Source organism: Ensifer sp. EB106-05-01-XG146 (genome assembly GCF_058791875.1).
The window spans coordinates 1,517,543-1,542,503 of sequence record NZ_JBYTDX010000001.1 but is presented as its reverse complement, the minus strand read 5'-3'; the positions used below and the strand labels follow the sequence as shown (position 1 = coordinate 1,542,503).

Genomic DNA, 24,961 nt, shown 5'->3' with positions numbered 1-24,961 from the left:
CCCGACCGGCCGCCCTCTCTTGAACAGCCGCGCTCGCCTTGACGCAAACCTGCTTTGCGGCTCCTATGCCCATGCGGACAGGACGAGGAGGCAGGGCGATGAAGGCATTGCGGCTCGAAGGTATCGGTCAGCTGCGGGTCGCAGAAGTGCCAAAGCCCCTGCCCGGCCCGGACGATCTGCTGGTGCGGGTCGAAGCCTGCGGCATCTGCGGCACGGACCGGCATCTGCTGCACGGCGAATTCCCCTCCAGCCCGCCGGTGACGCTCGGCCACGAATTCTGCGGCATCGTCGAGGCGGTCGGAAGCAGGGTCTCCGATATCGCAATCGGCGCGAGAATCACCGGCGACCCCAACATCGCTTGCGGTATCTGTCCGCAATGTACCGCGGGGCGCATCAATCTCTGCCGCAATCTCCGGGCGATCGGCATCCATCGTGATGGTGGTTTTGCCGAGTACGTGGTTATGCCCCGCAAGCAGGCCCATGACATACCACTGAGCCTCGACCCCGTTCATGGCGCCTTCTGCGAGCCGCTCGCCTGCTGCCTGCATGGCGTGGATATGGCGGGCATCCGCGCCGGCTCCTCCGTCGTCGTCCTTGGCGGCGGTGTGATCGGCCTACTGGTCGTGCAGCTCGTCCGCCTCGCCGGCGCAACGACGGTCATTCTTTCCACACGACAGGCGGCAAAGCGCCGTCTTGCCGAAGAGGTCGGCGCAACGGCGACGGTCGATCCTTCCTCTACCGATATCATCGAACAGATCGCCGGTGACACCGGGCTCGTTCCCAGCGGGGTCGATGTCGTCATCGAATGCGCCGGCGTTGCCGAAACCGTCATGCAGTCGACTCGCCTTGCCAGGTCCGGTGGCACCGTCGTGATCCTCGGCGTCATGCCGAAGGGCGAGACCGTGGAAATCGAACCGTTCGACATTCTCTTTCGCGAACTGCGGGTGCTCGGATCCTTCATAAACCCCTTCGTCCACCGCCGTGCAGCAGACCTCGTCGCCTCAGGCGCCATCGAGATCGACAAGTTGATCTCGCGGCAAGTGACGCTCGGCGAAGCAGCCGACGTCATTGCGCATCCGCCGGCGGCCGGAGAGGTCAAAGTTCTCGTCATCCCCGGCCGCCCCTGACATTCCCGGCGTTGTTTCGCCGCGCGCGAAGCGCGCTGCATGGCCGGAGGTGCGCAAATATGGCTGGTTCCTGTCGATTCCGGAATTTTCGGGGTTTCGCTTGCAGAAACATTTGCCTATAAGCCGCTTCTAGCCTGAAAAGACCCATCAATGCGTGCCCGGCCGGTGACCTCCCACCTCGGCCGGTTTTTCGCGCAGCTAGAAACGGATGATCGACCATGCCGAAGCGCCAAGATATCAAGTCCATTCTTATCATCGGCGCGGGGCCGATCGTCATCGGTCAGGCTTGCGAATTCGACTATTCCGGCACCCAGGCCTGTAAGGCGCTGAAGGAGGAAGGCTACCGCGTCATCCTCGTCAACTCCAACCCGGCGACGATCATGACCGACCCGGGTCTGGCGGACGCAACCTATGTCGAGCCGATCACCCCGGAAGTCGTCGCCAAGATCATCGCCAAGGAGCGCCCGGACGCGCTGCTGCCGACCATGGGCGGCCAGACCGCGCTCAACACGGCGCTCTCGCTGCGCCGCATGGGCGTTCTCGACCGCTACAATGTCGAGATGATCGGCGCCAAGCCGGACGCCATCGACAAGGCCGAAGACCGCGCCCTCTTCCGCGAAGCCATGGCGAAGATCGGCCTCGAAACGCCGAAGTCGCGGCTGGCGAATGCCACCGACATCAAGGACCATGACCGCAAGACGCACGAGGCCGAGCGCGCCGAACTGAAGAGCCGGCTTTCCGGCGCCGAGCTCGACAAGGCGCTCGATGACCTCGAGAACCAGTGGAACCTTGGCGAAGGCGACCGCAAGCAGCGCTACATGAACCACGCGATGGCGATTGCCGCGCAGGCGCTTGACGATGTTGGCCTGCCCGCCATCATCCGTCCGTCCTTCACGCTCGGCGGTACCGGCGGCGGCATTGCTTATAACCGCACGGAATTCTTCGACATCGTCGGCAGCGGTCTCGATGCGTCGCCGACCACCGAAGTGCTGATCGAAGAATCGGTGCTCGGCTGGAAGGAGTACGAGATGGAAGTGGTCCGCGACACGGCGGACAACTGCATCATCATCTGCTCGATCGAAAACATCGACCCCATGGGCGTGCACACCGGTGATTCGATCACCGTTGCGCCGGCGCTGACGCTGACCGATAAAGAATATCAGATCATGCGCAACGCCTCGATCGCGGTTCTGCGCGAGATCGGCGTTGAGACCGGCGGCTCGAACGTGCAGTTCGCCGTCAATCCGAAGGATGGCCGTCTCGTCGTCATCGAAATGAACCCGCGCGTGTCGCGCTCGTCGGCCCTCGCCTCCAAGGCGACCGGCTTCCCGATCGCCAAGATCGCGGCGAAGCTCGCGATCGGTTACACGCTCGACGAACTCGACAACGACATCACCGGCGGCGCAACCCCGGCCTCGTTCGAACCGTCGATCGACTACGTCGTCACCAAGATCCCGCGCTTCGCCTTTGAAAAGTTCCCGGGCGCCTCGCCGGTTCTGACCACCGCCATGAAGTCGGTCGGCGAAGTCATGGCGATCGGCCGTACCTTTGCCGAATCGCTGCAGAAGGCGCTGCGCGGCCTCGAGACCGGCCTTACCGGCCTCGACGAAATCGAAATCCCCGACATGGACGAGAACGGCGATGGCCGTAACGCCATTCGTGCGGCGATCGGCACGCCGACGCCGGACCGACTGCGCATGGTTGCGCAGGCGCTGCGCTTTGGCATGAGCGAAGCCGAGGTTCACGAGGCGAGCAAGATCGACCCGTGGTTCATCGCCCAGTTCAAGGCGATCGTCGACATGGAAGCACGCATCCGCGAGCACGGCCTGCCTGCCGATGCCGAGAACCTGCGCATGCTGAAGGCCATGGGCTTCTCCGACGCCCGCCTCGCAACGCTCGGCGGCAAGCGCCCGAAGGAAGTCGCGGAACTGCGCAATGCGCTTAATGTCCGCCCGGTCTACAAGCGCATCGACACCTGCGCTGCCGAATTCGCCTCGCCGACCGCCTACATGTACTCGACCTACGAGACCCCCTTCGTCGGTGCCGCCCGCTCGGAAGCAGAAGTCTCCGATCGCAAGAAGGTCGTCATTCTCGGCGGCGGTCCGAACCGCATCGGTCAGGGCATCGAGTTCGACTATTGCTGCTGCCACGCCGCCTTCGCGCTGAAGGATGCCGGCTACGAAGCGATCATGATCAACTGCAACCCGGAAACGGTCTCGACCGACTACGACACCTCCGACCGCCTCTACTTCGAGCCGCTCACGGCCGAGGACGTGATCGAGATCATGCGCGCCGAACAGGAAAAGGGCGAACTGGTCGGCGTCATCGTCCAGTTCGGCGGCCAGACGCCGCTGAAGCTTGCCGAAGCGCTGGAAAAGAACGGCATCCCGATCCTCGGCACGGCACCCGACGCGATCGACCTGGCCGAAGACCGCGACCGCTTCCAGAAGCTTCTGATGAAGCTCGACCTCAACCAGCCGAACAATGGCATTGCCTACTCGGTCGAGCAGGCCCGCCTTGTCGCTGCCGAGATCGGCTTCCCGCTGGTCGTGCGCCCGTCCTACGTTCTCGGCGGCCGCGCCATGCAGATCATCCATTCGGAAAGCATGCTGCAGAGCTACCTGCTCGACACGGTGCCGGGCCTCGTTCCTGAGGACATCAAGCAGCGCTATCCGAACGACAAGACCGGCCAGATCAACACGCTGCTCGGCAAGAACCCGCTGCTGTTCGACAGCTACCTGACCAACGCCACGGAGGTCGACGTGGACTGCCTGTGCGACGGCAAGGATGTCTTCGTCTCGGGCATTATGGAGCATATCGAGGAAGCCGGCATCCACTCGGGCGACAGCGCCTGCTCGCTGCCGGTACACACGCTCGACAAGGACATGGTCGACGAACTCGAGCGCCAGACGGCAGCCCTTGCCAAGGCGCTCAATGTCGGCGGCCTGATGAACGTGCAGTTCGCGATCAAGGACGGCACGATCTACGTGCTCGAAGTCAACCCGCGCGCTTCGCGTACCGTACCCTTCGTCGCCAAGACGATCGGTGCACCGATCGCGAAGATCGCGGCCCGCGTCATGACCGGCGAAGCGCTCGATGTCGCGATCGCCGCCTATGGCGAAAAGCCGGATCCGCGCAACCTCAAGCACATCGCGGTCAAGGAAGCAGTCTTCCCGTTCGCACGTTTCCCCGGCGTCGATACGCTGCTTGGCCCGGAAATGCGCTCGACCGGCGAAGTCATCGGTCTCGACACCGACTATGCACTGGCCTTTGCCAAGTCGCAGCTCGGCGCCGGCGTCGACCTGCCGCGCGATGGAACAGTGTTCGTTTCGGTGCGCGACGAGGACAAGACCCGGGTGTTGCCGGCAATCCGCATCCTCGTCGACATCGGCTTCAAGGTGATGGCGACCAGCGGCACGGCTCGATTCCTCGGTGAACACGGCATTGCCGCCACCAAGATCAACAAGGTTCAGGAAGGTCGTCCGCACGTCGAGGATGCGATCCGCAACCGTCACGTTCAGCTCGTCATCAACACGACGGACGGCAACAAGGCGATCTCGGACTCCAAGTCGCTGCGCCGCGCCACGCTGATGCAAAAGGTGCCCTACTACACCACCATGTCCGGTGCTGAAGCGGCTGCGCACGCAATCAAGGCTCTGAAGGCAGGCAGCCTCGAAGTGCGCCCGCTGCAGAGCTACTTCAAGGCCTAAGAAAGACCGCGGCGCGCGAAACCGTCGCGCGCCGCCGCCATCCCCGAGGGTGTGATGCGCTTCAACAGCCCGCCCCTCCGCTGAACGCCGCATGAACGACCGGTTCAGCCTGCATTCCCCCGGCACATGTTTCTATGACCCTGCGCACTGAGAGATCGGCGGCTTCGCCGGTGGGCGCGACATGGGGCAAGATCGTGCAACTCTATTTCTTTGATTTGCTGTGGGGCGACGAGCACTTCGTCGATGAAGACGGTATCAGCCATTTCGACGAGGGATCGGCCCTCTATTACGGCCAGCGGATCGCAGACAAGATCGGCCGCGATGCCGATTATGGTTCGCTGAAGGTTCAGGTCCGTTCCAGCAACCGCAGGCTGCTGGCAACAATCGTGCCCTCCATCGGCCGCGGCGCCGAACAGCGGGCTCTGCTTGCCCGCCGCCACGTCGGCGCCTCTCTCTACGCTGCAGCCTGAAGCAGCGCCACGAGCAAAGCGCAGGAACATCCATCCTGCGCTTGATCACACTGTTAGTCTGCCGCCAGGGCCTCGGCAGCAGTTCTGGCCCGATCACGACGCGCGTGGCTCGCTGCGAGCCGCACGGTTCTGACGCCCAGATAGAGAGAAGCCGTGGAGATCAGGAACGCGACGACGAAAACCGTGAACAAGGCGGCGTGCATCGTGGCAACGTTCGCCTTCTCGTCGAAACCGCGAAGATTGGCCGTCAGCCCGCAGATCGCCGCGCCGATCGCATAACCGGCCGACTGCAACGTCGGCAGAAACGCTGAGGTCTTGTCCCGCTCTCCTCGCAAGGAGACGTCCATCATCAGCTGGCTGAGCGTGCCCCACGACATGCCGAACCCGGCCCCGACCGCGATCTGGCTCGGGAAGATCAGCCGGTAATCGTCGATCGCGAAGGCGATCATCAGACCAGCGAGCCCGAGGCTGAGAAGCGCAGGTCCCGCAGGGATGAGCTTCACGCGCAGAGCGTGCGAGTGCAGGCTTGCGACGGCGATAGCGGTCACACTCCAGGAGATCGCCATCAATGCCGCGGAAAAACCGGCGGCCGTGGGGCTGAAATTCCAGACATGTTGCAGGCCATAAATGAGGTACACCGAGCCGGACGCCTGAGCGAGCGGCATCAGCAGCACGACCCAAAGTCCGGTGCCGAGCGGTTTTGTGAGCTGAAAGGCGCCCGCGGGCAGGATCGGATGCTCCGCCCGACGGTCGGTTGCGACGGCCGCCCAGAGGATGGTCAGCGCCGTCGCCAGCGCCGCCGCCATCAATGGGACGCTGCTCGCCGTATTTGAGACCGATATCAGCAATATGCCGGAACCGACGACGGTCAGCCGCAGCAGCGGGATTGGACGAGGCGTGTCGGTCGATGGCACCTTGCGTGCCGGTACGATCAGCAGAACGAGCGCAACGAAGATGACGGTTGCGGGAACGTTGACGGCGAAAGCCACCCGCCATGACCAGTGTTCCGTCAGGAATCCGGACACGAGTGGCCCGCCAAAGGCCGCCGTTGCCCAGACGATGGCCTCGGCTCCGAATACCTTTGGGACCAGGCGCGGCGGGAAGAGTTCGGGAATCAGCGCGTAGCAGACCGCAGCAATGATCCCCTCGCCGAATCCCTGAAACACGCGACCGGCGAGGACCTGCGGCATGCTGCCGGCGGCGGTCGCGATGAGGGTGCCGACGACAAAGATGAGCGCGGCCGTAATCAGCGTCCCGCGTGCGCCGAACCTTGACTTGAGCGTGGCGGCAACAGCGCCGCCGAGAATGGCAAAGACGAGATAGAGCGTGACGGCCCAGGACAACAGCGTAGCGCCGCCGATCTCTTCGACGGCTGTGGGCAGCGCGGTCGCTACGAAAAACTCGTTGAATGCGAACAACGCGACCCCGAGGCAAAGGGCAGCCGTCGTCGCCAGATAGTCCGGCCGCAACAGTTCGCTCCAGCGGCCGTCCTCCTGAAGTGCGGTATTGCCCCCGCCTGCCTTGGTTTCGTCCCTCGCCAGAACCATGCCCAACGTTCCTCGCTGCTATCTCTTCGGAACACCTTTGTTACGACCTCAACCGCGGTTGAGGTAAAGCGCTTTCTGCGTAGCTTGCCACCCCATCGCTTCCCCCACAAGTTGCAGTCGCCTTTCAGGGTTCGGTGGATGATGGCGAAATATCTGGCTTTCGCGCTTCCGTTTCTGCTATAACCAAGGTTCGAAGTTTCGGACGGTTCCGGCGTTTACGCGCCGGAGACCGTTTTCTTTTGCGTTGGCGCCGCCCTAAGGGCGGCGCCTCGTGCTTGATGAAGGACATTGAAATGGTCGAAAAAGTGCCGATGACACAGGGCGGATTCGTCAACCTGCAGGAGGAGCTGCGCTGGCGCCAGCAGGAAGAACGACCGCGAATCATCGAGGCGATTGCCGAAGCCCGTGCACATGGCGACCTGTCGGAAAATGCCGAGTACCACGCTGCCAAGGAAGCGCAGAGCCACAACGAGGGCCGGATCACCGAGCTCGAAGACTTGATCGCCCGCGCGGAAGTCATTGATCTCTCGAAGATGTCCGGTTCCAAGATCAAGTTCGGCGCCAAGGTCAAACTCGTCGACGAAGACACTGAAGAAGAAAAGACCTACCAGATCGTTGGCGACCAGGAAGCCGACGTGAAGGCTGGCCGCATTTCGATCTCGTCGCCGATCGCGCGCGCGCTCATCGGCAAGGAAGTCGGCGATTCCATCGAAGTGAACGCGCCTGGCGGTTCCAAGGCCTACGAAATTCTCGCCGTCAACTGGGGCTGATCAGCCCTAGCCAAGGGGCGAAGCCTGCCTTCGCCCCGTTTCTCCTTTTCAAAAGACGATCGTTGCTCGCGCAAGGAGTGCGCTTTCGTGGCCGATATCCGGAACGTCGAGGTCATCGCTCCCAATTTCAAGCGCCGCCTCTCGGGCGTGACGTCCACCATCATCCAGTTAATTCCGATCCAGCGCGCGCTCGGCGAAAAGATCGCCGTGCTTGGCCCGGGTTTGCCTGACACCCTGCCCTCGATCCGCTTCCGCGATCTCCTGCGCCTGTGGAGCGCACCGGACGGACGGCCCTGCCGGGTCTGGCATGCCCGCCGCAATGTCGAAATGCTGCCGGCGATCGTGCTGCGCGACCTTCTCGGCATGAAGCTGAGGATCGTCTTCACCTCTGCGTCGCAGCGCCGCCACACCGGCTGGAGCAAGTTTCTGATTTCGCGAATGGACGCGGTAATCGCGACCAGCGGCAAGACCGCCGCCTATCTGCAAGTGCCGAACACGGTGATCCTGCACGGCATAGATACCAAGCGCTTCCAGCCGCCGGTTGACACAGCGGCAGCCAAAGCTGCGCTCGGGCTCGACCCCAACCAAAAATATGTCGGCTGCTTCGGGCGGGTGCGTAAGCAGAAGGGCACGGATCTCTTCGTCGACAGCATGGTTGGGCTTCTGCCGTGCCGGCCTGGCTGGAGTGCCATCGTCGCCGGTCGCGCCACCGGCCCGCACGTCGCCTTCGAGAACGAATTGAAAGAGCGGGTCGCAAAGGCCGGGCTCACCGACCGCATCCGTTTCGTTGGCGAACACACCAACATTCCGGACTGGTATCGTGGGCTCGATCTCTTCATCGCGCCGCAGCGCTGGGAAGGTTTCGGGCTGACGCCGCTCGAAGCGATGGCGACAGGCGTGCCCGTTATCGCAACCGACGTCGGCGCGTTTTCGGAACTGGTCGTCGTCGGAGAGCAGGAAACCGGCGCCGTGATCGCCGCCAACGATCTACAGGCCATGGTCGAGGCAACGGCTGGCTTCATGGACGATGATCATCGCCGGACCTTGGCTGGCGCGAACGGTCTGGGGCTGACCCGCGCATCCTTTGCGATAGAGGGCGAGGCCCGCGCGATCAACGCGGTCTATGAACGCCTGATGCGTCCCTGACAGGCTGCCACCGCGTGGCAGCCTCGCACTAGACTCTCTCAGCGCTTCGAAGCGAAGAGCTTCAGATAGGCGTCGGTAATCGCCTGCTTCGAGAACTGGTTCATCAGGGTCTCGTGCCCACGTTCGGCAAGCCGTTCACCGAGCGACGTATCGCCCGCGATGCGGTCGATTGCCTGGGCAAAGCCGTCGGCGTCACCGATATCGACCATCAAGCCGTTTTCGCCATCGCGCATGAACCATTGCGGCCCTTCCGAACGGCTGGAAACAACCGGTGTCCCTTGCGCCCAGGATTCGAGGATTACGTTGCCGAGCGGCTCGTGGCTCGACGCCATCACGAAGATGTCGGAAGCGGCAAGGAAAGGCCGCGTGTCCTTCTGCCAGCCGGCGAAACGCACGCGCTTTGCTACGCCGAGGTCGGCGGCCAGTTTCTCCAAATTTGCACGTTCTTCGCCATCGCCGACGAGCCACAGATAGGCGTCCGGCACCTTGGCGATCGCCTGGATCAGCGTGTGGAAGCCCTTGCGCGGAACGAAGCGCCCCATCGACATGACCACAGGCACGTTCTCAGGCGTGTCGAGCGTGGCGCGGCTGATGGGCGCGACCCGCTCGGTTCCGGTGAAGTTGGAGATGACTTCGACGTCGCGCTTCCAGCCGATCTTGCGCACATGCTCGGCAATGCCCGGCGTGTTGCAGACGAGGCAATCGGTGTTGCGGAAATAGTCGAGCCGCAGCGGATAGTCGCCGAGACGCGAGATCTTGATGCAGCCCTTGTAGTTGGGCATCAGGCGGCTGGCGCGCGGCATCCAGGCAAACAGCGCATCCGGCTTTTCGCGGCGTGCCATGCTGCTGACCTTCATCGGCAGGAGGATCCGGTCGAGCGACAGGTTGCGGAAGTTGCTTTCGATGATGCGCGTCGCACCCTCGATGTCCTTCTTCCAGATACGACCATGGCGGATGACCGAGGTCTGCTCGACGCCACGCTCGGCGAGCGCGTTGACCAGGTGGACGAAGAAACGCTCAGCGCCGCCATCCTTGCCGAAGTGAAAATGCATGACTTTCATGAAAACCTCACCGCTTGCTGGCGCGCCGATCCATGTCGTCATGGTTCGGATGCCGCTTGAGCGCGTGCCTCTGATAGATCTTGGCGGCGGTCAGGAAAGCGTACACCGCTCCCGTCATCGCCTCAATGAAGCCTGGAAAACCGCAGCGCCACAGGCCGTTGCGGAAATAAAGCCTAAGGAAATAGAGTGGCGGGCTGAACAGCATTTTGTAAGGGCGCGCCGACTTACCGGCGGCGAACTGCTGATCGGCCTTCAGCGTCGAATACTTGTTTTCCTTGAGGATCTGCTCGTCGATGATCAGCGGCCGATAGTGCAGCAGGCTGCCCTTGGCAGCGGCGCCGACCGCGCCATCCGGCACGATCCCCTCGTGGACTTTCTGATTGAGATCGTATCGTCCCCTGCCCTGGCGGATCAGACGCAGGTTTCGCCGCTCGTGCGCCCGCTCCGGCGTGTAGCCGTAGCCGATGAGGTAGGGCCTGCGCGCGACGCGCCAGCCGACCGTCTCCGGCGGCGCATCGAGCAGCGAGGGCAGCAGTGCCTTCAGCGGTTCGTCCAGGCGTTCGTCGGAATCGATGTTGAAGCACCAGGGCTGCGTGCATTGGTCGAGCGCGAACTGCTTCTGGCCGGCATAGCCCCGCCACGGCTCATGCAGGAAACGGATCGGCCAACCCTTGTCGATGTAGGACTGCACGAGTGCTGCCGTTCCGTCGGTCGAGCCGGAATCGACGATGACGATTTCTGAGCATTGCTCGAGGCTCTCGATGCAATTGCCGAGATAGGCTTCTTCGTTCTGGCAGATGATGAAGGCGGACAGCGGAAGCTTGTTCATGGGCGGGCCTTAGATCTGGACGAGGCCGATATCCTTGACCTGGCGAATGGTCAGCATCGTGCGCACCGTGTCGACCCGTTCATTGGCCGTCAGCACTTCGATGACGAAATCCTGGAAAGTCGTGAGGTTTTCGGCAACACAATGCAGCAGGAAGTCGCTTTCGCCGGAAACCGTCCAGGCCTGCCGGACGATCTGCCATTCTGCAGTAGCGGCCGAGAACGCCTTGAGGTCGGCCTCCGACTGACGCTTCAGGCCGACCATGCAGAAAGCGACGAGATCGAAGCCGAGCGCCGGTGCGTTCAGCAGTGCGTGATAGCCCTTGATGACGCCGGTCTCTTCGAGCTTGCGCACGCGCCGGAGGCAGGGCGGCGCGGAGATGCCGACCCTTTGCGCGAGATCGACATTGGTCATCCGGCCATCACGCTGGAGCTCGCGAAGGATCTTGAGATCGATAGCGTCGAGCTCGACTTGTTTCGTCATGAACGTTCGTCCTTTTCGTGGTGACTTTGAGCGCGAGGCAAAGTCGAAAACTTGTGTCTGCCGATGGTGAGGTTGCCCCGATGGCGGGCGACGTCGACTGATGTCTGCCTATCCCGGCGCTGCCGCGATCATCTCGGTCGAGATTTTCAGCAAGGCGCGCTCGTCAAGGGCAAGGTCGTCTCGAGTCGGTGCGTGGCCGAGCGCAGCGCTTTCGCAGTGCAACCATGCACGGCCGGCATTCAACCCCATATGCTTCTCCAGCAAAGTGAATCCGCGTGAAATATCGTCAAACCCGCTGGACAACAAGCAGCCCGGCCGACTATTCGCGGGAAAATGGCGTTGGCGATGCCGGTAGATGCGCAAATAGAGGTGGACATCTTCAGGAGCGACGCGAAGAGCGCTCCATTGTCGGCGCGAGGCGCGGATCGATGCCGGGCCGACGCCTGTGCCCTAAGCGCGTCATCTGGTGGCAAAAGCGGGCTTGAGGCTCAAGCACTTGTGTGTATCAGGCTGCGCACTCTTGAAAGTCATGGTGGGGAATACCTAAAGTATGGGACGATTTCCCATTGACGCAATGGAATCGGATGTGGAGGCAATCCTCTCCGATGAGCGAAGGACAAGATTATGACTGCCCGTCACGTGAAAGTGCTGATCATCGGCTCCGGCCCGGCTGGCTATACCGCCGCCATCTATACGGCGCGCGCCATGCTCGAGCCCGTACTGATCGCCGGTATGGAACAGGGCGGCCAGTTGATGATCACGACTGACGTCGAAAACTACCCGGGCTATGCCGATCCGGTCCAAGGCCCGTGGATGATGGAACAGATGCTGAAGCAGGCGACCCATGTCGGCGCCGAGATCGTCAACGATCTCGTGACCGATGTCGATCTGTCGGTGCGCCCGTTCCGCATCAAGACCGACAGCGGTAACGACTGGACGGCGGACGCGCTGATCATCGCAACCGGCGCCAAGGCCAAGTGGCTCGGCATCGAGACCGAACCGACCTTCATGGGCTTCGGCGTCTCGGCCTGCGCCACCTGTGACGGCTTCTTCTATCGCAACAAGGACGTGATCGTCGTCGGCGGCGGCAACTCGGCCGTTGAGGAAGCGCTCTATCTCTCGAACCTCGCCAAGACGGTCACTGTCGTTCACCGCCGTGATAGCTTCCGCGCCGAGAAGATCCTGCAAGAGCGCCTGTTCGCCAAGCCGAACGTCAAGGTGATCTGGGATCACGAGGTCACGGAATACCTGGGTGCGCCGGCCAAGCCGCCGATGCCCGCTTCCGTCAACGGCGTGAAGCTGCGCAACACCAAGACCGGCGAAACCTCCGACATGGTCACCGACGGCGTGTTCGTCGCGATCGGCCACGCGCCGGCAGTCGAACTTTTCAAAGGCAAGCTTCGGCAGAAGTCCAACGGCTATCTTTGGACCGCGGCCGATTCGACGGCGACCGACGTGCCCGGCGTTTTTGCCGCAGGCGACGTGACGGACGACATTTACCGTCAAGCGGTTACGGCGGCCGGCATGGGCTGCATGGCAGCGCTTGAGGCCGAGAAATACCTGGCGGGTCATATGCCCGTCGCAATTGCAGCCGAATAGAAGCTGCGAATCGGGGTGGTGCCGCTGAGGCACCTCGCCCGTGTGGGAACAGATGCATCAGCCACGCCCGGAAGACAGGACCCCGTCTTCCGGAGTGGTTTCTTATGGGGGACTACATGTCGCTGGACTGGGACAAACTGCGCATTTTTCACGCGGCGGCCGAGGCTGGGTCGTTCACCCATGCGGCAGACAAGCTTCATCTTTCGCAGTCCGCGATCAGCCGGCAGGTGAGTTCGCTGGAGCAGGATGTCGGCATCAAGCTGTTCCACCGCCATGCGCGCGGCCTGATCCTCACGGAACAGGGCGAGATCCTCTATCGCACCGCGCATGAAGTGCTGATGAAGCTCGAGAGTGTCAAGGTCCAACTGAGCGAAACCACGGACAAGCCGAGCGGCAAGCTGCGCATCACCACCACGGTCGGGCTCGGCCAGGGCTGGCTCACCGACAAGATCCAGGAGTTCATGTCGCTGCACCCGGACGTGCAGGTTCAGCTCATCCTCGACAATGAGGAGCTGGACGTGAACATGCGCCACGCGGACTGTGCCATCCGCCTGCGTCAGCCGCAGCAGTCGGACCTCATCCAGCGCAAGCTCTTCACCGTGCACATGCACGTTTACGCCGCCCCCTCCTACATCAACAAGTATGGCGAGCCGCAGTCGGTCGAGGACCTCGACAACCACCGCATCATCACATTCGGCGAGCCGGCGCCGAACTATCTGCTCGACGTGAACTGGCTCGAGATCGCCGGCCGCGATTCCGACAATCCACGCGTGTCGCACCTGCAGATCAACAGCCAGACCTCGATCAAGCGCGCCTGCCTGCTCGGCATCGGCGTCGCCATGCTGCCCGACTATATCGTCGGCCGCGATCCTGGCCTCATCCAGCTGCCGATCAGCGCCGACATCCCGTCCTTCGATACCTATTTCTGCTATCCGGACGAGATGAAGAACGCCGCGAAGCTCAAGGTCTTCCGCGACTACATCGTCGCCAAGGCCCGCAACTGGAACTTTTAAGACGCTTCGGCGAATGCTCATTTTCCGAGCATTTCCCCAAGAGGCCGTCAACCATCTGTTTTTACATCGATATTACGGATGCGCCGTCTATATTGTGCGGCGCATTTTTATTGTTCGCCGCAGAAATAGGCAGGGATGCGCGCATGACATGGCTGTCATGCACAGAAAATGATTGTTGCGCGCCCAAAAAAGCAGCATACCAAACTCAGCTGATGCATCTTTGGTGGCTTCTCCTCCCAGTGCCACCGCAGCAGCTGTTCCCCTCTGGAGGTTTAATTACCTTCACAACTTATAAGGGCCCAAGTCATCTTGTGGCCCTCTTTTTTTGTCTACTGTTAGATACAGGCGAAACGTGACGAAAATCACAGCCGGCTATTGAAAGCCGATACTTCGCTTCCCATATTAAAATGCAGCTGATGCATTCTTGGTGGCTTCTCCTCCCCGCCACCGCATTAGCTGTTCCCCTCTGGAGGTTCTTATTACCTTCACAACTACAAGGGCCCAAGTTTTCTTGAGGCCCTCTTTTTTTGCCTGCAGCACGCTCACGGTCTTGTGATTTGAATATCGTGTTTTAGCGATACATTTATCGTTAAAACACGATATGGCGATATACCATGGACCGAGACGAAATCCTCAAGGCGCTTGCCCATCCCTTGCGGGTGAACATCCTCGCCTGGCTGAAGGAGCCGCAGCGCCATTTTCCGACCCAGGAGCATCCGCTCGATCTCGGCGTATGTGCCGGCCAGTTCGAACGCTGCGGCCTGTCGCAGTCGACCGTTTCCTCGCATCTCGCTGTGCTTCAGCGCGCCGGCCTCGTGACAACCCGCAAGGTTGGCCAATGGATCTTCTACCGCCGCGATGAAGAGACGATCGCCGCCTTCCTCGAGAGCATCGGCGATCTCTGAATCAACCACCTTCTCCCAAGCAGCCCCCTGAAAGGACCTCCCATGGCCTCGCTTTTCGACCCCATCACCATTGGTGACATCGCGCTGAAAAACCGCATCGTGATGGCGCCGCTCACCCGCAACCGATCCCCGGGCGCCGTTCCGAACACCCTGAATGTGACCTACTACGAGCAGCGCGCGACGGCAGGCCTGCTGATCTCGGAGGGAACGGCGATCACCCAGCAGGGCCAGGGCTATGCCGACGTTCCGGGCCTCTATACGCCGGAAGCGCTTGAAGGCTGGCGCAAGGTGACGGACGCGGTGCACGCCAAGGGCGGCCGGATCGTCGTCCAGATGTGGCATGTCGGTCGCATTTCGCATGATTCTCTGCAGCCGGGTGGCGGCAAGCCTGTTGCGCCGTCGGCCGTTCGCGCCAAGTCGAAGACCTATCTGGTCAATTCGGACGGTACTGGCTCCTTTGCCGAAACCTCCGAGCCGCATGCACTGGAGACCACCGAGATCGAAGCGATCGTCGAGGACTATCGCAAGGCTGCGCGCGCCGCGATCGACGCCGGCTTCGATGGCATCGAGATCCATGCGGCCAACGGCTATCTCATTGACCAGTTCCTGCGTTCGGGTTCGAACCACCGCACGGATACCTACGGCGGTTCGATCGAAAACCGCGCCCGCTTTTTGTTCGAGGTCATGGATGTCGTGACGAATGAAATCGGCGCCGGCCGGGTCGGTATCCGCCTTTCGCCCGTCACTCCCGCCAACGATGCCTTTGATCCGCAACCGCAGGAGGTGTTCGGCCATGTGGTCAAGAACCTCGCTCGCTACCCCCTCGCCTATGTCCACATCATCGAAGGCGCGACCGGCGGCCCGCGCGACCACCAGCAGGGCGACCAGCCATTCGACTACGACGCCCTGCGTTCGACCTATGTCGCTGCCGGCGGCAAGGCTGCCTGGATGACCAATAATGGCTATGACAGGGCACTCGCGGTAAAGACGGTCAAGGACGGCGAAGCCGACCTTGTCGCTTTCGGCAAGCCGTTCATCGCCAACCCGGATCTCGTCGAACGGTTGAAGCGCGATGCGCCGCTCAACGCGCCGGATCAGGCAACCTTCTACGGCGGTGGCGCCAAGGGCTATACCGACTATCCAGCCCTTGAACAGGTCGCCTGACACTCCCACATGGCAATGCTCCGCCTCTTCGGCGGGGCATTTGTCTTTGGGAATGAAGAGCTTATGTTTTCGCTATATTCAGAAAAATGGTCATTGCATCCTGACGGCGACGTCATCGTAACCCCCTCCAGCCGTCTTTACCCCGTCCGCTATCGCGGCCAGCAGGCGATGCTCAAGGTCGCCGAGGACCCGGAAGAGAAGTATGGTCGCCTGCCCCTGCTCTACTGGAACGGGCATGGCGCTGCAAAGGTCTATGAAGCCGATGGCGACGCGGTGCTGATGGAGCGCACGGACAGCCAGCGCAACCTTTTCCACATGGCGATGACCGGAAGCGACGAGGAAGTGACGCGCATCATCTGCCGCACCGTCGCCGAGCTCCATGCGCCGCGCTCAACACCGGTTCCCGGCGGTCTCGTTCCACTCGACAAATGGTTCGCTTCCCTGGAGACGGCTGCTCCCGCTCAAGGCGGTCTCTTTGCCCGCGCGCTCGAGGCGGCGAAAAGCCTTTTTGCAGATCCCGAACCGCCGGTCGTGCTGCATGCCGACGTCCACCACGCCAACATCCTCGATTTTGGCGACCGCGGCTGGCTGGCGATCGATCCGAAACGCGTCCTCGGCGATCGCGGATACGACTACGCCAACCTGTTCTGCAATCCGGAACTGCCCCTGGTCACCGCTCCGGGCCGGCTGCAGCGGCATCTGCCGATTGTCGCGAAGGAGACCGGCCTTCACCCGCACCGCATTCTCAACTGGGTGCTTGCCTATGCCGGGCTTTCCGCAGCCTGGTTCCTGGAAGACCATGACGATTTCGGCGTCGAGAACGACCTTACGATGGCGCGGATCGCAATCGCCGAGCTCGGCAGCTAGGCTCAACCCGTCCGCAACAGGACGACGGCGTAGATACAGGTCTCTCCGCCGACATTGCGGTAGACGCAATCCTGCGGCGGGCCGAGCTCCAGGCAATCCCCGATGCCGAGCGTATGGGTCTCCAGTCCTTCCACGAAGGTCAGGCGCCCCGCAGTCACCCATATCCACCGGCGATGGAGCGCATAGGCGGATGCCGGGATCGGCACCTCGGCGCCGGCCGGAAGCTCGACCTCGACGAGCTCCAGCGGCAGGTCCGACATCGGCGAGACGTGGCGCCGAAGATATCCGGTCTGCGGATCGCGCCACACCGCCTGATCCTGGCGCCGCGACAGCCTGCCCTGGCTAATCTCCGCACGCGCGATCAGGCTGGACATGGTGAGCCCGAACGCGCCGGCGAGCTTTGCCAGCAGCGTCGCCGTCGGGCTGCTATCGCCCCGCTCTACCTTGTGGATCATCGCGCGCGAGACGCCCGATCGCTCCGAAAGCTCGCTCAGCGACCAGCCGCGCCCCTCTCTTTCCAGACGAATTCGTTCACTGAGCCGTTGATCCAGACTGTCTACTTTAGTATTCATATCGTAGTCATATAGTGAACGAATGCGAGGAGCAAGCATGCTGATCCGGGCGGCCATCCAAGACGATATGCCAGTCATCTGCGAGATCTACAACGACGCCGTGGCGAACACGACGGCGATCTGGAACGAGACCCTGGTCGATGTCGCCAATCGCGTGGCCTGGTTGAAGGCGCGCACGGACGTGGGTTATCCTGTACTGGTGGCGGTCTCCGAGGAAGGCGATGTCATCGGCTATGCATCCTTCGGCGATTGGCGCGCCTTCGATGGCTATCGCCATACGGTCGAGCACTCCGTCTATGTTCACAAGGATCGGCGCGGTGGCGGCATCGGCCGGAAACTCATGGTCGCGTTGATCGCCGAGGCCGAACGGCTTGGCAAACATGTGATGATCGCCGGCATCGAATCGGAGAACGCAGCCTCGATCCGCCTTCATGCCCAACTGGGTTTCGAGGATACCGGCCGGCAGCGTGAGGTCGGCACGAAGTTCGGCCGCTGGCTTGATCTGACATTCATGCAACTGGTGCTTCCGACGGGCTCGCCGCGCTAACCCGCGGCGGCGCCTCGACAATGGCCGTTTGTCTAGGCGGCGGGAGATGCTATGAACCTTCAAGGACTGTTTCTGGAAATGTTTTGACGTGGGTCTTCGGCGGAAGGTCAGATCGGGCGCCTGGGCGCGTATCGCGAGAGCGGCACTGGCGTTGGCTGTCAGCATTCCTGCATTAAACATGAGCGAGGCAGAGGCTCGTATCGACGACTTCGCCGCGCAGCCCAAGTGCGTCTATTCCGGCCCGTCGGCCACCGACTCCGCCAAGTCGCTCTGCATCAGCAAGGAAAACTTCGCCCGCGATATCTGCGGCGTGATCGACCACTATGCGACGGTCAACGACCTGCCCGCGGCCTTCTTCGCCCGGCTCATCTGGCGCGAAAGCCTGTTCCGGCCCAATGCCGTCAGCCCCAAGGGTGCCGAAGGCATCGCGCAATTCATGCCTGGAACGGCGAAGATGCGAGGGCTCAACAACAGCTTCGATGTCGTCGAGGCGCTTGGCAAGTCGGCAGAGTATCTGAACGAACTCAAGTCGCGCTACGGCAATCTCGGCTATGCGGCTGCCGCCTACAATGCCGGCGAGAACGGGCTGGAGCGTTTTCTCGAGGTCGATTGGCTGCCGGCGGAAACGCGCAACTACGTGCTCGCGATCACCGCCTACAGCGTCGAGGACTGGCGCGACAATCCGCCGAAGATCCTCGACCTGACGCTCGACAAGAACAAGAGCTTCATCGACGGCTGTGTGGCGCTCGCCAGCACCCGCAACCTCCGCGACATCGAGGTGATCGACGAAGCCGAATGGGCGCCCTGGGGCGTACAGCTTGCCGCGCATTTCCAGAAATCAGTGGCGCAGCGACTGTTCGTCAGCGCCGTCAAGCGCCTGCCGGAGCCGATCCGCAGCGAGAAGGCGCTTCTGCTGCGCGAGCGCAATGCCAGCTTCGGCCTGCGAATCCGCTACGCCGCACGCATCGGCCGCGAGACCCAGGCGGACGCGAACAAGCTTTGCGCCACCATCCGCAAGAGTGGCGGCGCTTGCCTCGTCTTCCGGAACTGACAGCTATCGAGGCCTGTCCGATCCTGGACATGAGCGCGCGCTAGCCTGCGGCAATCCCTTGCGGAAGCGCCCGCGGGGCGTTCAGGCAGCCAAGTCCGACGAGCGTCGTTGCAACCGCCTCGTCGATCGGCGTGTGCGGCTCTTCGCCGAGCACGGCAAGCAGCCGCTCGTTTGGCATTCTCAACGGTTCGCGCCAGAGATAGCGCATCTTGCGCAACTCCCTGAAGAGCGGAACGAAGGGCGAAGCCAAGTCGATCAGCCACCACGGGAAGGCCCGGACGGGAAGCGCCGGCTTGCCGACAACCCGGCGGATCGCCGCGATCATCTCGGTTCCATTGCGGTCGAGGAAGCCGCGCATGTGGTAAACGGCGAAAGGCGGCAGGTCCTCGGCGCGCTCGACGAGGCGGATCATGGTTTCGGCGACATCGGGCAGATAGGCCCATTGGTGGCCGATCCCCTCGCGGCCCGGGTAGGAAATCGCGCCCAACGCTCTGCCCGGCTTTATCAGCCCTTGCGAAAACCAGTTATTGGCCGCACCGGGACCGAAGAAGTCGCCTGCCCTCACGATGATGACGCCGACACCTGCCTCCGAGGCGTCCTTCAGACGGCGCTCCATCTCCCTGCGGATCAGACCCTTGTCGGTATCCGGGTTCTGCGGCGCGTCCTCCGTCAGGACGGGAAAGGCGTCGCGGCCGAAATTGTAGATCGTTCCCGGTAAAAGGATGCGTGCACCGGTGGCCTTGGCGGCGGCGATCGTATTGTCCAGCATCGGCAGCACCAAGGTGCCCCAATTGCGGTAACCCGGCGGATTGACCGCGTGCACGATCAGATCCACCCCTTCGGCAGCAGTGCGAACGTCGTCCGCGTTCATGGCATCGCCTTGCCGCCAGTCGAACGCCGGCTCGGCCTGCGCCGCCGTCGCGGCGTTTCGGTTCAAGGCATGCACCTGCCAGCCGCGCCTGAGGAGCCCACGGGCGACGGCGCTGCCGATACCGCCCGTCGCGCCGAGCACCAGCACACGTCTTGTTCTCTGCTGCATCTCGGTCATGTCACACTCCATCCGCTTCGATGAAGGCAGGATCACGCATTCACGAGCTAAACGGAATTGCCGAAAAACCTTGCGCGGCTATACTGAAATCCATGAGCAAGATGGATTTGAGCTGGGATTTCTACCGAACATTCCTCGCCGTGCTTAAGGAGGGATCGTTGTCAGCCGCCGCCCGCGAGCTTGGCCTGACGCAACCGACCGTTGGCCGGCACGTGGACGCCATGGAAGCGACACTCGGCTATCCGCTGTTCGTGCGCTCCCCGCACGGTCTGTTGCCGACCGACGCCGCGTTGGCACTCAAGCCCTATGCCGAGACGCTCGCCGCGACGTCGGCTGCGCTCTTGCGCGCCGCGTCGGGCCAGCGCGATACGGTCAGCGGCACTGTGCGCATCAGCGCCAGCGAAGTCATCGGCATCGAGGTCCTGCCGCCGATCCTTTCAGAACTGCACGCCGCCTATCCTGCATTGACGATCGAGCTCTCCGCCTCGGACACGGTCGAGGACCTCTTGCGCCAGGAGGCCGATATCGCGGTGCGCATGGTGGCGCCCGCACAGGATGCGCTGATCGCCCGCCATCTCGGCGCGGTTCCCTTAGGCTTTCACGCCCATCGCCGCTACATCGAGCGACGCGGCATGCCGCAGACACTGGCAGACCTTAGCAATCACAGCCTGATCGGTTACGACCGAGAGACTGCTGCGATCCGGGCGATCATCGCCCGCTCGCCCGAACTGCCGGCTACACGCTTTGCGCTGAGGGCCGACAGCAATCTTGCCCAATTGGCCGCAATCCGCGCCGGCTTCGGCGTCAGCATCTGCCAGAACGGACTTGCGGCACGCGATCCCGACCTCCGCCCAGTGCTGCCCGGCCTGTTCGAGATGAAGCTCGATACCTGGCTGGTGATGCATGAGAACCTGAAGACGGCTCCCCGCTGTCGCGTCACGTTCGACGCACTTGCCGCGGGACTGCGGGCCTATATTCGTGGCACTGCGCTTGCAGACGCGAATACCGAAATCTGACTTTCAGACACCTCCCGCTGCTGCTCAATACTAGTCCTACGCACAAAAAAGCCCGCCAAAATGGCGGGCTTTCAGTTTCCTTGGCACTTCAAGTCGAGCGCTTAATCTTCGGATTCGGCTGGCGTTTCCGCTGCGCCGTTCTCGACGGCCGCCTCTTCGCCTTCCTCTTCGTCGCTTTCCGGTTCGCTGATGCGCTCGACCGAAACGACCTTCTCGTCCTTGGCGGTCGAGAAGATGGTAACGCCCTTGGTCGCGCGGCTCGCAAGCCGGACGCCATTGATCGGCACGCGGATCAATTGGCCGCCGTCGGATACAAGCATGATCTGGTCGTTGTCTTCGATCGGGAAGGCCGCGACGAGCACGCCAATTTCCGTCGTCTTCGAGGTGTCGGTGGCGCGGATGCCCTTGCCGCCACGGCCCGAAGTCCGGAAATCGTAGGACGACGAGCGCTTGCCGAAGCCCTTCTCCGAGACCGTCAGCACGAACTGTTCGCGTGCCTTCAGTTCCTCGAAGCGTTCGTTCGACAGTTCTCCGCCGTCAGCGACTTCCTCGCCGACCAGAGCGATTTCTTCCTCGTCGCCGTTCGTCGCCCGACGTTCCGCCGCAGCGCGCTTGAGATAGGCGGCACGCTCCCACGGTTCGGCCTCGACATGGCCAAGGATCGCCATCGAGATGATGCGGTCGCCGTCGCCGAGATTGATGCCACGAACGCCGATCGAGTTGCGGCCGGCAAAGACGCGCACGTCGTCGACCGGGAAGCGGATGCACTGGCCGAGCGCTGTCGTCAGCATGACGTCGTCATGCTCCGTACAGGTGTCGACGGAGAGAATCTCGTCGCCCTCTTCCTCGAGCTTCATCGCGATCTTGCCGTTGCGGTTGACCTGGACGAAGTCCGACAGCTTGTTGCGGCGAACCGTGCCGCGGGTCGTCGAGAACATGACGTCGAGGTTTTCCCAGGTTGCCTCATCCTCGGGCAGCGGCATGATCGTGGTGATGCGTTCGCCGGGTTCCAGCGGCAGCATGTTGATCAGCGCCTTGCCGCGCGATTGCGGCGTGCCGATCGGCAGGCGCCAGACCTTCTCCTTGTAGACGATGCCACGCGAGGAGAAGAACAGAACCGGCGTATGGGTATTGGCAACGAATAGCCGGGTAACGAAATCCTCGTCCCGGGTCGCCATGCCCGAACGGCCCTTGCCGCCACGGCGCTGCGCGCGGTAGGTCGTCAGCGGCACGCGTTTGATGTAGCCGAGATGCGAGACGGTCACGACCATGTCTTCACGGGCGATGAGATCCTCATCGTCCATGTCGGGGCCGCCTTCCATGATCTCGGACCGGCGCGGGGTGCCGAACTCGTCGCGGATGGCGACGAGTTCGTCCTTGACGATGCTCATGATACGCAGGCGCGACGACAGGATGTCGAGGTAATCCTTGATTTCCTCGCCGATCTTGTTGAGTTCGTCGCCGATTTCGTCGCGGCCGAGCGCTGTCAGGCGCTGCAGGCGCAGGTCGAGGATGGCGCGGGCCTGCTCTTCCGAGAGGTTGTAGGTGCCGTCCTCGTTGATGCGGTGGCGCGGGTCGTCGATGAGGCGGATGAGGCTCTCGACGTCATGGGCCGGCCAGCGGCGCTCCATCAACTGCTCGCGCGCCGTCTGCGGGTCGGGCGCATGGCGGATGAGCTTGATGATTTCGTCGATGTTGGCAACCGCGATGGCAAGACCGACGAGCACATGGGCACGGTCACGCGCCTTGCGCAGCAGGTATTTCGTACGCCGGCTAACAACTTCCTCGCGGAACGAGACAAAGGCACGCAGCATGTCGAGCAGCGTCATGTGCTCGGGCTTGCCGCCGTTCAGTGCCACCATGTTGCAGCCAAACGAGGTCTGCAGCGGCGTGTAGCGGTAAAGCTGGTTCAGGATGACATCGGCATTGGCATCGCGCTTCAGTTCGATGACGACGCGGTAGCCCTGGCGGTCCGATTCGTCACGCAGGTCCGAGATGCCTTCGATACGCTTCTCGCGGACCAGCTCGGCCATCTTCTCGATCATCGTCGCCTTGTTCACCTGGAACGGGATCTCGGTGATGATGATCTGCTCGCGGTCGCCGCGCATCGGTTCGATATGCGCACGGCCGCGCATGATGACGGAGCCGCGGCCGGTCTCATAGGCCGAGCGGATGCCCGAGCGGCCAAGGATCAGCGCGCCAGTCGGGAAATCCGGGCCGGGGATGATTTCCATCAGTTCCGGCAGTTCGATCGCCGGATTGTCGATCAGCGCCATGCAGCCGTTGATGACTTCGACCAGGTTGTGCGGCGGAATGTTCGTCGCCATGCCGACGGCAATACCGCCGGCGCCGTTGACGAGCAGGTTCGGGAACTTCGCGGGAACGACCGCCGGCTCCTGCAGGGTGCCGTCATAGTTGTCGCGGAAGTCGACCGTTTCCTTGTCGAGATCGTCGAGCAGCGAATGCGCGGCCTTCTGCAGGCGGCATTCGGTGTAGCGCTCGGCCGCGGGCGGGTCGCCGTCGACCGAACCGAAGTTGCCCTGGCCGTCGATCAGCGGCAGGCGGAGCGACCAGTCCTGCGCCATGCGTGCCAGCGCGTCGTAGATCGCGGCGTTGCCGTGCGGGTGGTACTTACCCATCACGTCCCCGGTCACACGGGCGCATTTGACGTATTTCTTGTTCCAGTCGATGCCGAGCTCGCTCATCCCGTAGAGGATGCGGCGGTGCACGGGTTTCAGACCGTCACGCACGTCGGGAAGCGCGCGGCTGACGATAACGCTCATCGCGTAATCGAGATAGGACCGCTGCATTTCCTCGATGATGGAAATCGGCTCGATGCCTGGCGGAGTTTTTCCGCCGCCGGGGGTGCTTTGCTCAGTCAATGGTGATCACGATCTTTGTTCAGAATCAGTCGGATATTTATAGCGGATTGCCATCGGAAGCGCCAATTTGCGGCCTTTGGCGCCACTTGCCCGCCGGACTGTGAAGATGTCCTTGTAATGCCTTGATTCGCTGTACGATTCACCCAGTTATCCCAATCGGGACCGGTGAGCCGCACAGCAGTTGTGAACAGTCTTTTGCCGCCGGAGCAGGCTTTTCTAGGGCATCGCGCCGGAAATCGGAAGAGCCTGTCCGTCAAAGCCCGACTCGCCGCGGATTTCCGGCCTCTACGCTCGCAGCGATTGCTGATTAAGTCATTGCTGAGACTTTGTTTGTCTGCCCCTTCCCAATGCCCGGCCGCTTGCCTAACAATGTAGGCATGCCACCGGGAAAACCCGGGGCAAAAATCCGGAAGGGGAAACGGATGTTCAATGTCGACCTCCTGGTCAATGCGCTGACGACGCTTCTCGTCACGCTCGATCCGCCTGGCCTCGCGCCGATCTTCCTGAGCCTCACGGTCGGCCTCAGCCGGCAGGAGCGCTTTCAGGTGGCCACCCGTGGCTCGCTGATCGCCTTCTTCATCCTGGCGGCCTTTGCGCTCTTCGGAAACAGCATCCTCGGCCTGCTCGGCATCTCGATCGGCGCCTTCCGCATCGCCGGCGGCCTGCTGCTCTTCTGGATCGCCTTCGAGATGATTTTCGAGAAGCGCCAGGAGCGCAAGGAAAAGACCGGCGAGAATGCGACGGTCAAGGACCACATTCACAACATCGCGGTCTTCCCGCTGGCCCTGCCGCTCATTGCCGGGCCGGGCGCGATTTCGGCAACGATCCTGCTTGCCGGCTCGTTCCCGACCGCTGTCGAGCGCACTCAGCTCCTGATCGTCATCGCGCTGTCGATGCTCAGCCTGTTTCTGGCGCTGGTCATCGCTGAACGCGTCGATCGCTTTCTCGGCGTCACCGGCCGCGCCATCCTCACCCGCCTGCTCGGCGTGATCCTGGCAGCACTCGCGGTGCAGTTCGTCGTCGACGGCGTCAAATCCGCGATGGCGACCTGAGGTCGGATGGCTGGGCGCATCCTTCGCCCGATGCAGTCGAAGAAGACCGGAAACGAAAAACGCCACGTCCCGAGGACGTGGCGTTTTTTTCTGTAACAGGATCCG

21 protein-coding genes are annotated in these 24,961 nt (G+C 62.4%); 14 read left to right on the top strand and 7 right to left on the bottom strand.

Annotated features, from left to right (window positions below; genetic code table 11):
- The first annotated feature begins 98 nt into the window (after positions 1-98).
- The 3 genes from AC3WVQ_RS07600 (at position 99) to AC3WVQ_RS07590 (ending at position 5,307) form a co-directional block, all read left to right on the top strand.
- On the top strand, positions 99-1,127 hold the full coding sequence (locus tag AC3WVQ_RS07600; protein ID WP_090295503.1) for a zinc-dependent alcohol dehydrogenase family protein: 1,029 nt from the start codon (positions 99-101) through the stop codon (positions 1,125-1,127).
- A 218-nt stretch (positions 1,128-1,345) separates the two neighbouring features.
- Entirely contained in the window at positions 1,346-4,837 is a 3,492-nt protein-coding gene (carB, locus tag AC3WVQ_RS07595) for a carbamoyl-phosphate synthase large subunit (protein ID WP_034791307.1), read from the top strand.
- A gap of 134 nt (positions 4,838-4,971) precedes the next feature.
- Complete coding sequence (locus tag AC3WVQ_RS07590; RefSeq protein WP_060606488.1) at positions 4,972-5,307, top strand: hypothetical protein; 336 nt, start codon at positions 4,972-4,974, stop codon at positions 5,305-5,307.
- 53 nt (positions 5,308-5,360) lie between these two features.
- Here AC3WVQ_RS07590 and AC3WVQ_RS07585 read toward each other — a convergent pair whose 3' ends face one another.
- Complete coding sequence (locus AC3WVQ_RS07585) at positions 5,361-6,854, bottom strand: MFS transporter (RefSeq protein ID WP_090295505.1); 1,494 nt, start codon at positions 6,852-6,854, stop codon at positions 5,361-5,363.
- A gap of 293 nt (positions 6,855-7,147) precedes the next feature.
- Between AC3WVQ_RS07585 and greA the strand changes: the two genes are divergently transcribed.
- Positions 7,148-7,624 carry a transcription elongation factor GreA gene (gene greA, locus AC3WVQ_RS07580; RefSeq protein ID WP_034791305.1) on the top strand — a complete coding sequence of 159 codons (477 nt, stop codon included), beginning with the start codon at positions 7,148-7,150 and terminating at the stop codon, positions 7,622-7,624.
- Positions 7,625-7,711: 87 nt separating this feature from the next.
- Positions 7,712-8,770: a glycosyltransferase family 4 protein gene (locus AC3WVQ_RS07575; protein WP_090295508.1), complete on the top strand. Its 1,059-nt coding sequence runs from the start codon at positions 7,712-7,714 to the stop codon at positions 8,768-8,770.
- Between the two features lie 38 nt (positions 8,771-8,808).
- Here the strand turns inward: AC3WVQ_RS07575 and AC3WVQ_RS07570 are convergent, their stop codons facing one another.
- The 3 genes from AC3WVQ_RS07570 to AC3WVQ_RS07560 are packed head-to-tail and all read right to left on the bottom strand — an operon-like array spanning position 8,809 to position 11,140.
- Positions 8,809-9,831 (bottom strand): glycosyltransferase, encoded by a 1,023-nt coding sequence (locus tag AC3WVQ_RS07570; RefSeq protein ID WP_060517419.1) that lies wholly within the window; start codon positions 9,829-9,831, stop codon positions 8,809-8,811.
- A 7-nt stretch (positions 9,832-9,838) separates the two neighbouring features.
- On the bottom strand, positions 9,839-10,660 hold the full coding sequence (locus AC3WVQ_RS07565) for a glycosyltransferase family 2 protein (RefSeq protein ID WP_034791294.1): 822 nt from the start codon (positions 10,658-10,660) through the stop codon (positions 9,839-9,841).
- A 9-nt stretch (positions 10,661-10,669) separates the two neighbouring features.
- Complete coding sequence (locus AC3WVQ_RS07560; RefSeq protein ID WP_034791292.1) at positions 10,670-11,140, bottom strand: Lrp/AsnC family transcriptional regulator; 471 nt, start codon at positions 11,138-11,140, stop codon at positions 10,670-10,672.
- Between the two features lie 624 nt (positions 11,141-11,764).
- Between AC3WVQ_RS07560 and trxB the strand changes: the two genes are divergently transcribed.
- The 5 genes from trxB to AC3WVQ_RS07535 all read left to right on the top strand — a co-directional run bounded on the left by trxB (position 11,765) and on the right by AC3WVQ_RS07535 (position 16,688).
- Positions 11,765-12,739, top strand: a complete 975-nt coding sequence (gene trxB, locus AC3WVQ_RS07555) for a thioredoxin-disulfide reductase (RefSeq protein ID WP_034791290.1) — start codon at positions 11,765-11,767, stop codon at positions 12,737-12,739.
- Between the two features lie 116 nt (positions 12,740-12,855).
- A complete protein-coding gene (locus AC3WVQ_RS07550; protein ID WP_034791460.1) occupies positions 12,856-13,752 on the top strand; it encodes a LysR family transcriptional regulator VtlR in 897 nt (298 codons plus the stop codon).
- A gap of 614 nt (positions 13,753-14,366) precedes the next feature.
- Positions 14,367-14,657: an ArsR/SmtB family transcription factor gene (locus AC3WVQ_RS07545; RefSeq protein WP_090295510.1), complete on the top strand. Its 291-nt coding sequence runs from the start codon at positions 14,367-14,369 to the stop codon at positions 14,655-14,657.
- 42 nt (positions 14,658-14,699) lie between these two features.
- The gene (locus AC3WVQ_RS07540; RefSeq protein ID WP_090295514.1) at positions 14,700-15,821 is read left to right on the top strand and encodes an alkene reductase; all 1,122 of its coding nucleotides are present in this window, start codon (positions 14,700-14,702) and stop codon (positions 15,819-15,821) included.
- A gap of 63 nt (positions 15,822-15,884) precedes the next feature.
- Complete coding sequence (locus tag AC3WVQ_RS07535; protein ID WP_090295782.1) at positions 15,885-16,688, top strand: aminoglycoside phosphotransferase family protein; 804 nt, start codon at positions 15,885-15,887, stop codon at positions 16,686-16,688.
- Between the two features lie 2 nt (positions 16,689-16,690).
- On the opposite strand, the gene AC3WVQ_RS07530 is transcribed toward AC3WVQ_RS07535, so the two are convergent.
- Positions 16,691-17,260, bottom strand: coding sequence for a helix-turn-helix domain-containing protein (locus AC3WVQ_RS07530; RefSeq protein WP_492382686.1), 570 nt, complete (start codon positions 17,258-17,260; stop codon positions 16,691-16,693).
- A gap of 37 nt (positions 17,261-17,297) precedes the next feature.
- Between AC3WVQ_RS07530 and AC3WVQ_RS07525 the strand changes: the two genes are divergently transcribed.
- Together AC3WVQ_RS07525 and AC3WVQ_RS07520 are read left to right on the top strand one after the other, a co-directional pair.
- Complete coding sequence (locus AC3WVQ_RS07525; protein ID WP_090295516.1) at positions 17,298-17,807, top strand: GNAT family N-acetyltransferase; 510 nt, start codon at positions 17,298-17,300, stop codon at positions 17,805-17,807.
- A 178-nt stretch (positions 17,808-17,985) separates the two neighbouring features.
- The gene (locus AC3WVQ_RS07520; protein ID WP_090295517.1) at positions 17,986-18,858 is read left to right on the top strand and encodes a lytic transglycosylase domain-containing protein; all 873 of its coding nucleotides are present in this window, start codon (positions 17,986-17,988) and stop codon (positions 18,856-18,858) included.
- Positions 18,859-18,898: 40 nt separating this feature from the next.
- Here AC3WVQ_RS07520 and AC3WVQ_RS07515 read toward each other — a convergent pair whose 3' ends face one another.
- Positions 18,899-19,906 (bottom strand): NAD-dependent epimerase/dehydratase family protein, encoded by a 1,008-nt coding sequence (locus AC3WVQ_RS07515; RefSeq protein ID WP_090295520.1) that lies wholly within the window; start codon positions 19,904-19,906, stop codon positions 18,899-18,901.
- 101 nt (positions 19,907-20,007) lie between these two features.
- Here AC3WVQ_RS07515 and AC3WVQ_RS07510 point away from each other — a divergent pair, with 101 nt between their 5' ends.
- Positions 20,008-20,922, top strand: a complete 915-nt coding sequence (locus AC3WVQ_RS07510) for a LysR family transcriptional regulator (protein WP_492382922.1) — start codon at positions 20,008-20,010, stop codon at positions 20,920-20,922.
- A gap of 101 nt (positions 20,923-21,023) precedes the next feature.
- Here the strand turns inward: AC3WVQ_RS07510 and gyrA are convergent, their stop codons facing one another.
- Positions 21,024-23,804: a DNA gyrase subunit A gene (gene gyrA / locus AC3WVQ_RS07505; protein WP_034791267.1), complete on the bottom strand. Its 2,781-nt coding sequence runs from the start codon at positions 23,802-23,804 to the stop codon at positions 21,024-21,026.
- 422 nt (positions 23,805-24,226) lie between these two features.
- Between gyrA and AC3WVQ_RS07500 the strand changes: the two genes are divergently transcribed.
- Positions 24,227-24,856, top strand: coding sequence for a MarC family protein (locus AC3WVQ_RS07500; RefSeq protein ID WP_090295526.1), 630 nt, complete (start codon positions 24,227-24,229; stop codon positions 24,854-24,856).
- Positions 24,857-24,961: the final 105 nt, after the last annotated feature.

Excerpts from the sequence above, each read along its gene's own strand:
- AC3WVQ_RS07600 (WP_090295503.1), top strand. The coding sequence starts at position 99 with ATGAAGGCATTGCGGCTCGAAGGTATCGGTCAGCTGCGGGTCGCAGAA.
- carB (WP_034791307.1), top strand. The coding sequence starts at position 1,346 with ATGCCGAAGCGCCAAGATATCAAGTCCATTCTTATCATCGGCGCGGGG.
- AC3WVQ_RS07590 (WP_060606488.1), top strand. The coding sequence starts at position 4,972 with ATGACCCTGCGCACTGAGAGATCGGCGGCTTCGCCGGTGGGCGCGACA.
- AC3WVQ_RS07585 (WP_090295505.1), bottom strand. The coding sequence starts at position 6,854 with ATGGTTCTGGCGAGGGACGAAACCAAGGCAGGCGGGGGCAATACCGCA.
- greA (WP_034791305.1), top strand. The coding sequence starts at position 7,148 with ATGGTCGAAAAAGTGCCGATGACACAGGGCGGATTCGTCAACCTGCAG.
- AC3WVQ_RS07570 (WP_060517419.1), bottom strand. The coding sequence starts at position 9,831 with ATGAAAGTCATGCATTTTCACTTCGGCAAGGATGGCGGCGCTGAGCGT.
- AC3WVQ_RS07565 (WP_034791294.1), bottom strand. The coding sequence starts at position 10,660 with ATGAACAAGCTTCCGCTGTCCGCCTTCATCATCTGCCAGAACGAAGAA.
- AC3WVQ_RS07560 (WP_034791292.1), bottom strand. The coding sequence starts at position 11,140 with ATGACGAAACAAGTCGAGCTCGACGCTATCGATCTCAAGATCCTTCGC.
- trxB (WP_034791290.1), top strand. The coding sequence starts at position 11,765 with ATGACTGCCCGTCACGTGAAAGTGCTGATCATCGGCTCCGGCCCGGCT.
- AC3WVQ_RS07550 (WP_034791460.1), top strand. The coding sequence starts at position 12,856 with ATGTCGCTGGACTGGGACAAACTGCGCATTTTTCACGCGGCGGCCGAG.
- AC3WVQ_RS07545 (WP_090295510.1), top strand. The coding sequence starts at position 14,367 with ATGGACCGAGACGAAATCCTCAAGGCGCTTGCCCATCCCTTGCGGGTG.
- AC3WVQ_RS07540 (WP_090295514.1), top strand. The coding sequence starts at position 14,700 with ATGGCCTCGCTTTTCGACCCCATCACCATTGGTGACATCGCGCTGAAA.
- AC3WVQ_RS07535 (WP_090295782.1), top strand. The coding sequence starts at position 15,885 with ATGTTTTCGCTATATTCAGAAAAATGGTCATTGCATCCTGACGGCGAC.
- AC3WVQ_RS07530 (WP_492382686.1), bottom strand. The coding sequence starts at position 17,260 with ATGAATACTAAAGTAGACAGTCTGGATCAACGGCTCAGTGAACGAATT.
- AC3WVQ_RS07525 (WP_090295516.1), top strand. The coding sequence starts at position 17,298 with ATGCTGATCCGGGCGGCCATCCAAGACGATATGCCAGTCATCTGCGAG.
- AC3WVQ_RS07520 (WP_090295517.1), top strand. The coding sequence starts at position 17,986 with ATGAGCGAGGCAGAGGCTCGTATCGACGACTTCGCCGCGCAGCCCAAG.
- AC3WVQ_RS07515 (WP_090295520.1), bottom strand. The coding sequence starts at position 19,906 with ATGACCGAGATGCAGCAGAGAACAAGACGTGTGCTGGTGCTCGGCGCG.
- AC3WVQ_RS07510 (WP_492382922.1), top strand. The coding sequence starts at position 20,008 with ATGGATTTGAGCTGGGATTTCTACCGAACATTCCTCGCCGTGCTTAAG.
- AC3WVQ_RS07500 (WP_090295526.1), top strand. The coding sequence starts at position 24,227 with ATGTTCAATGTCGACCTCCTGGTCAATGCGCTGACGACGCTTCTCGTC.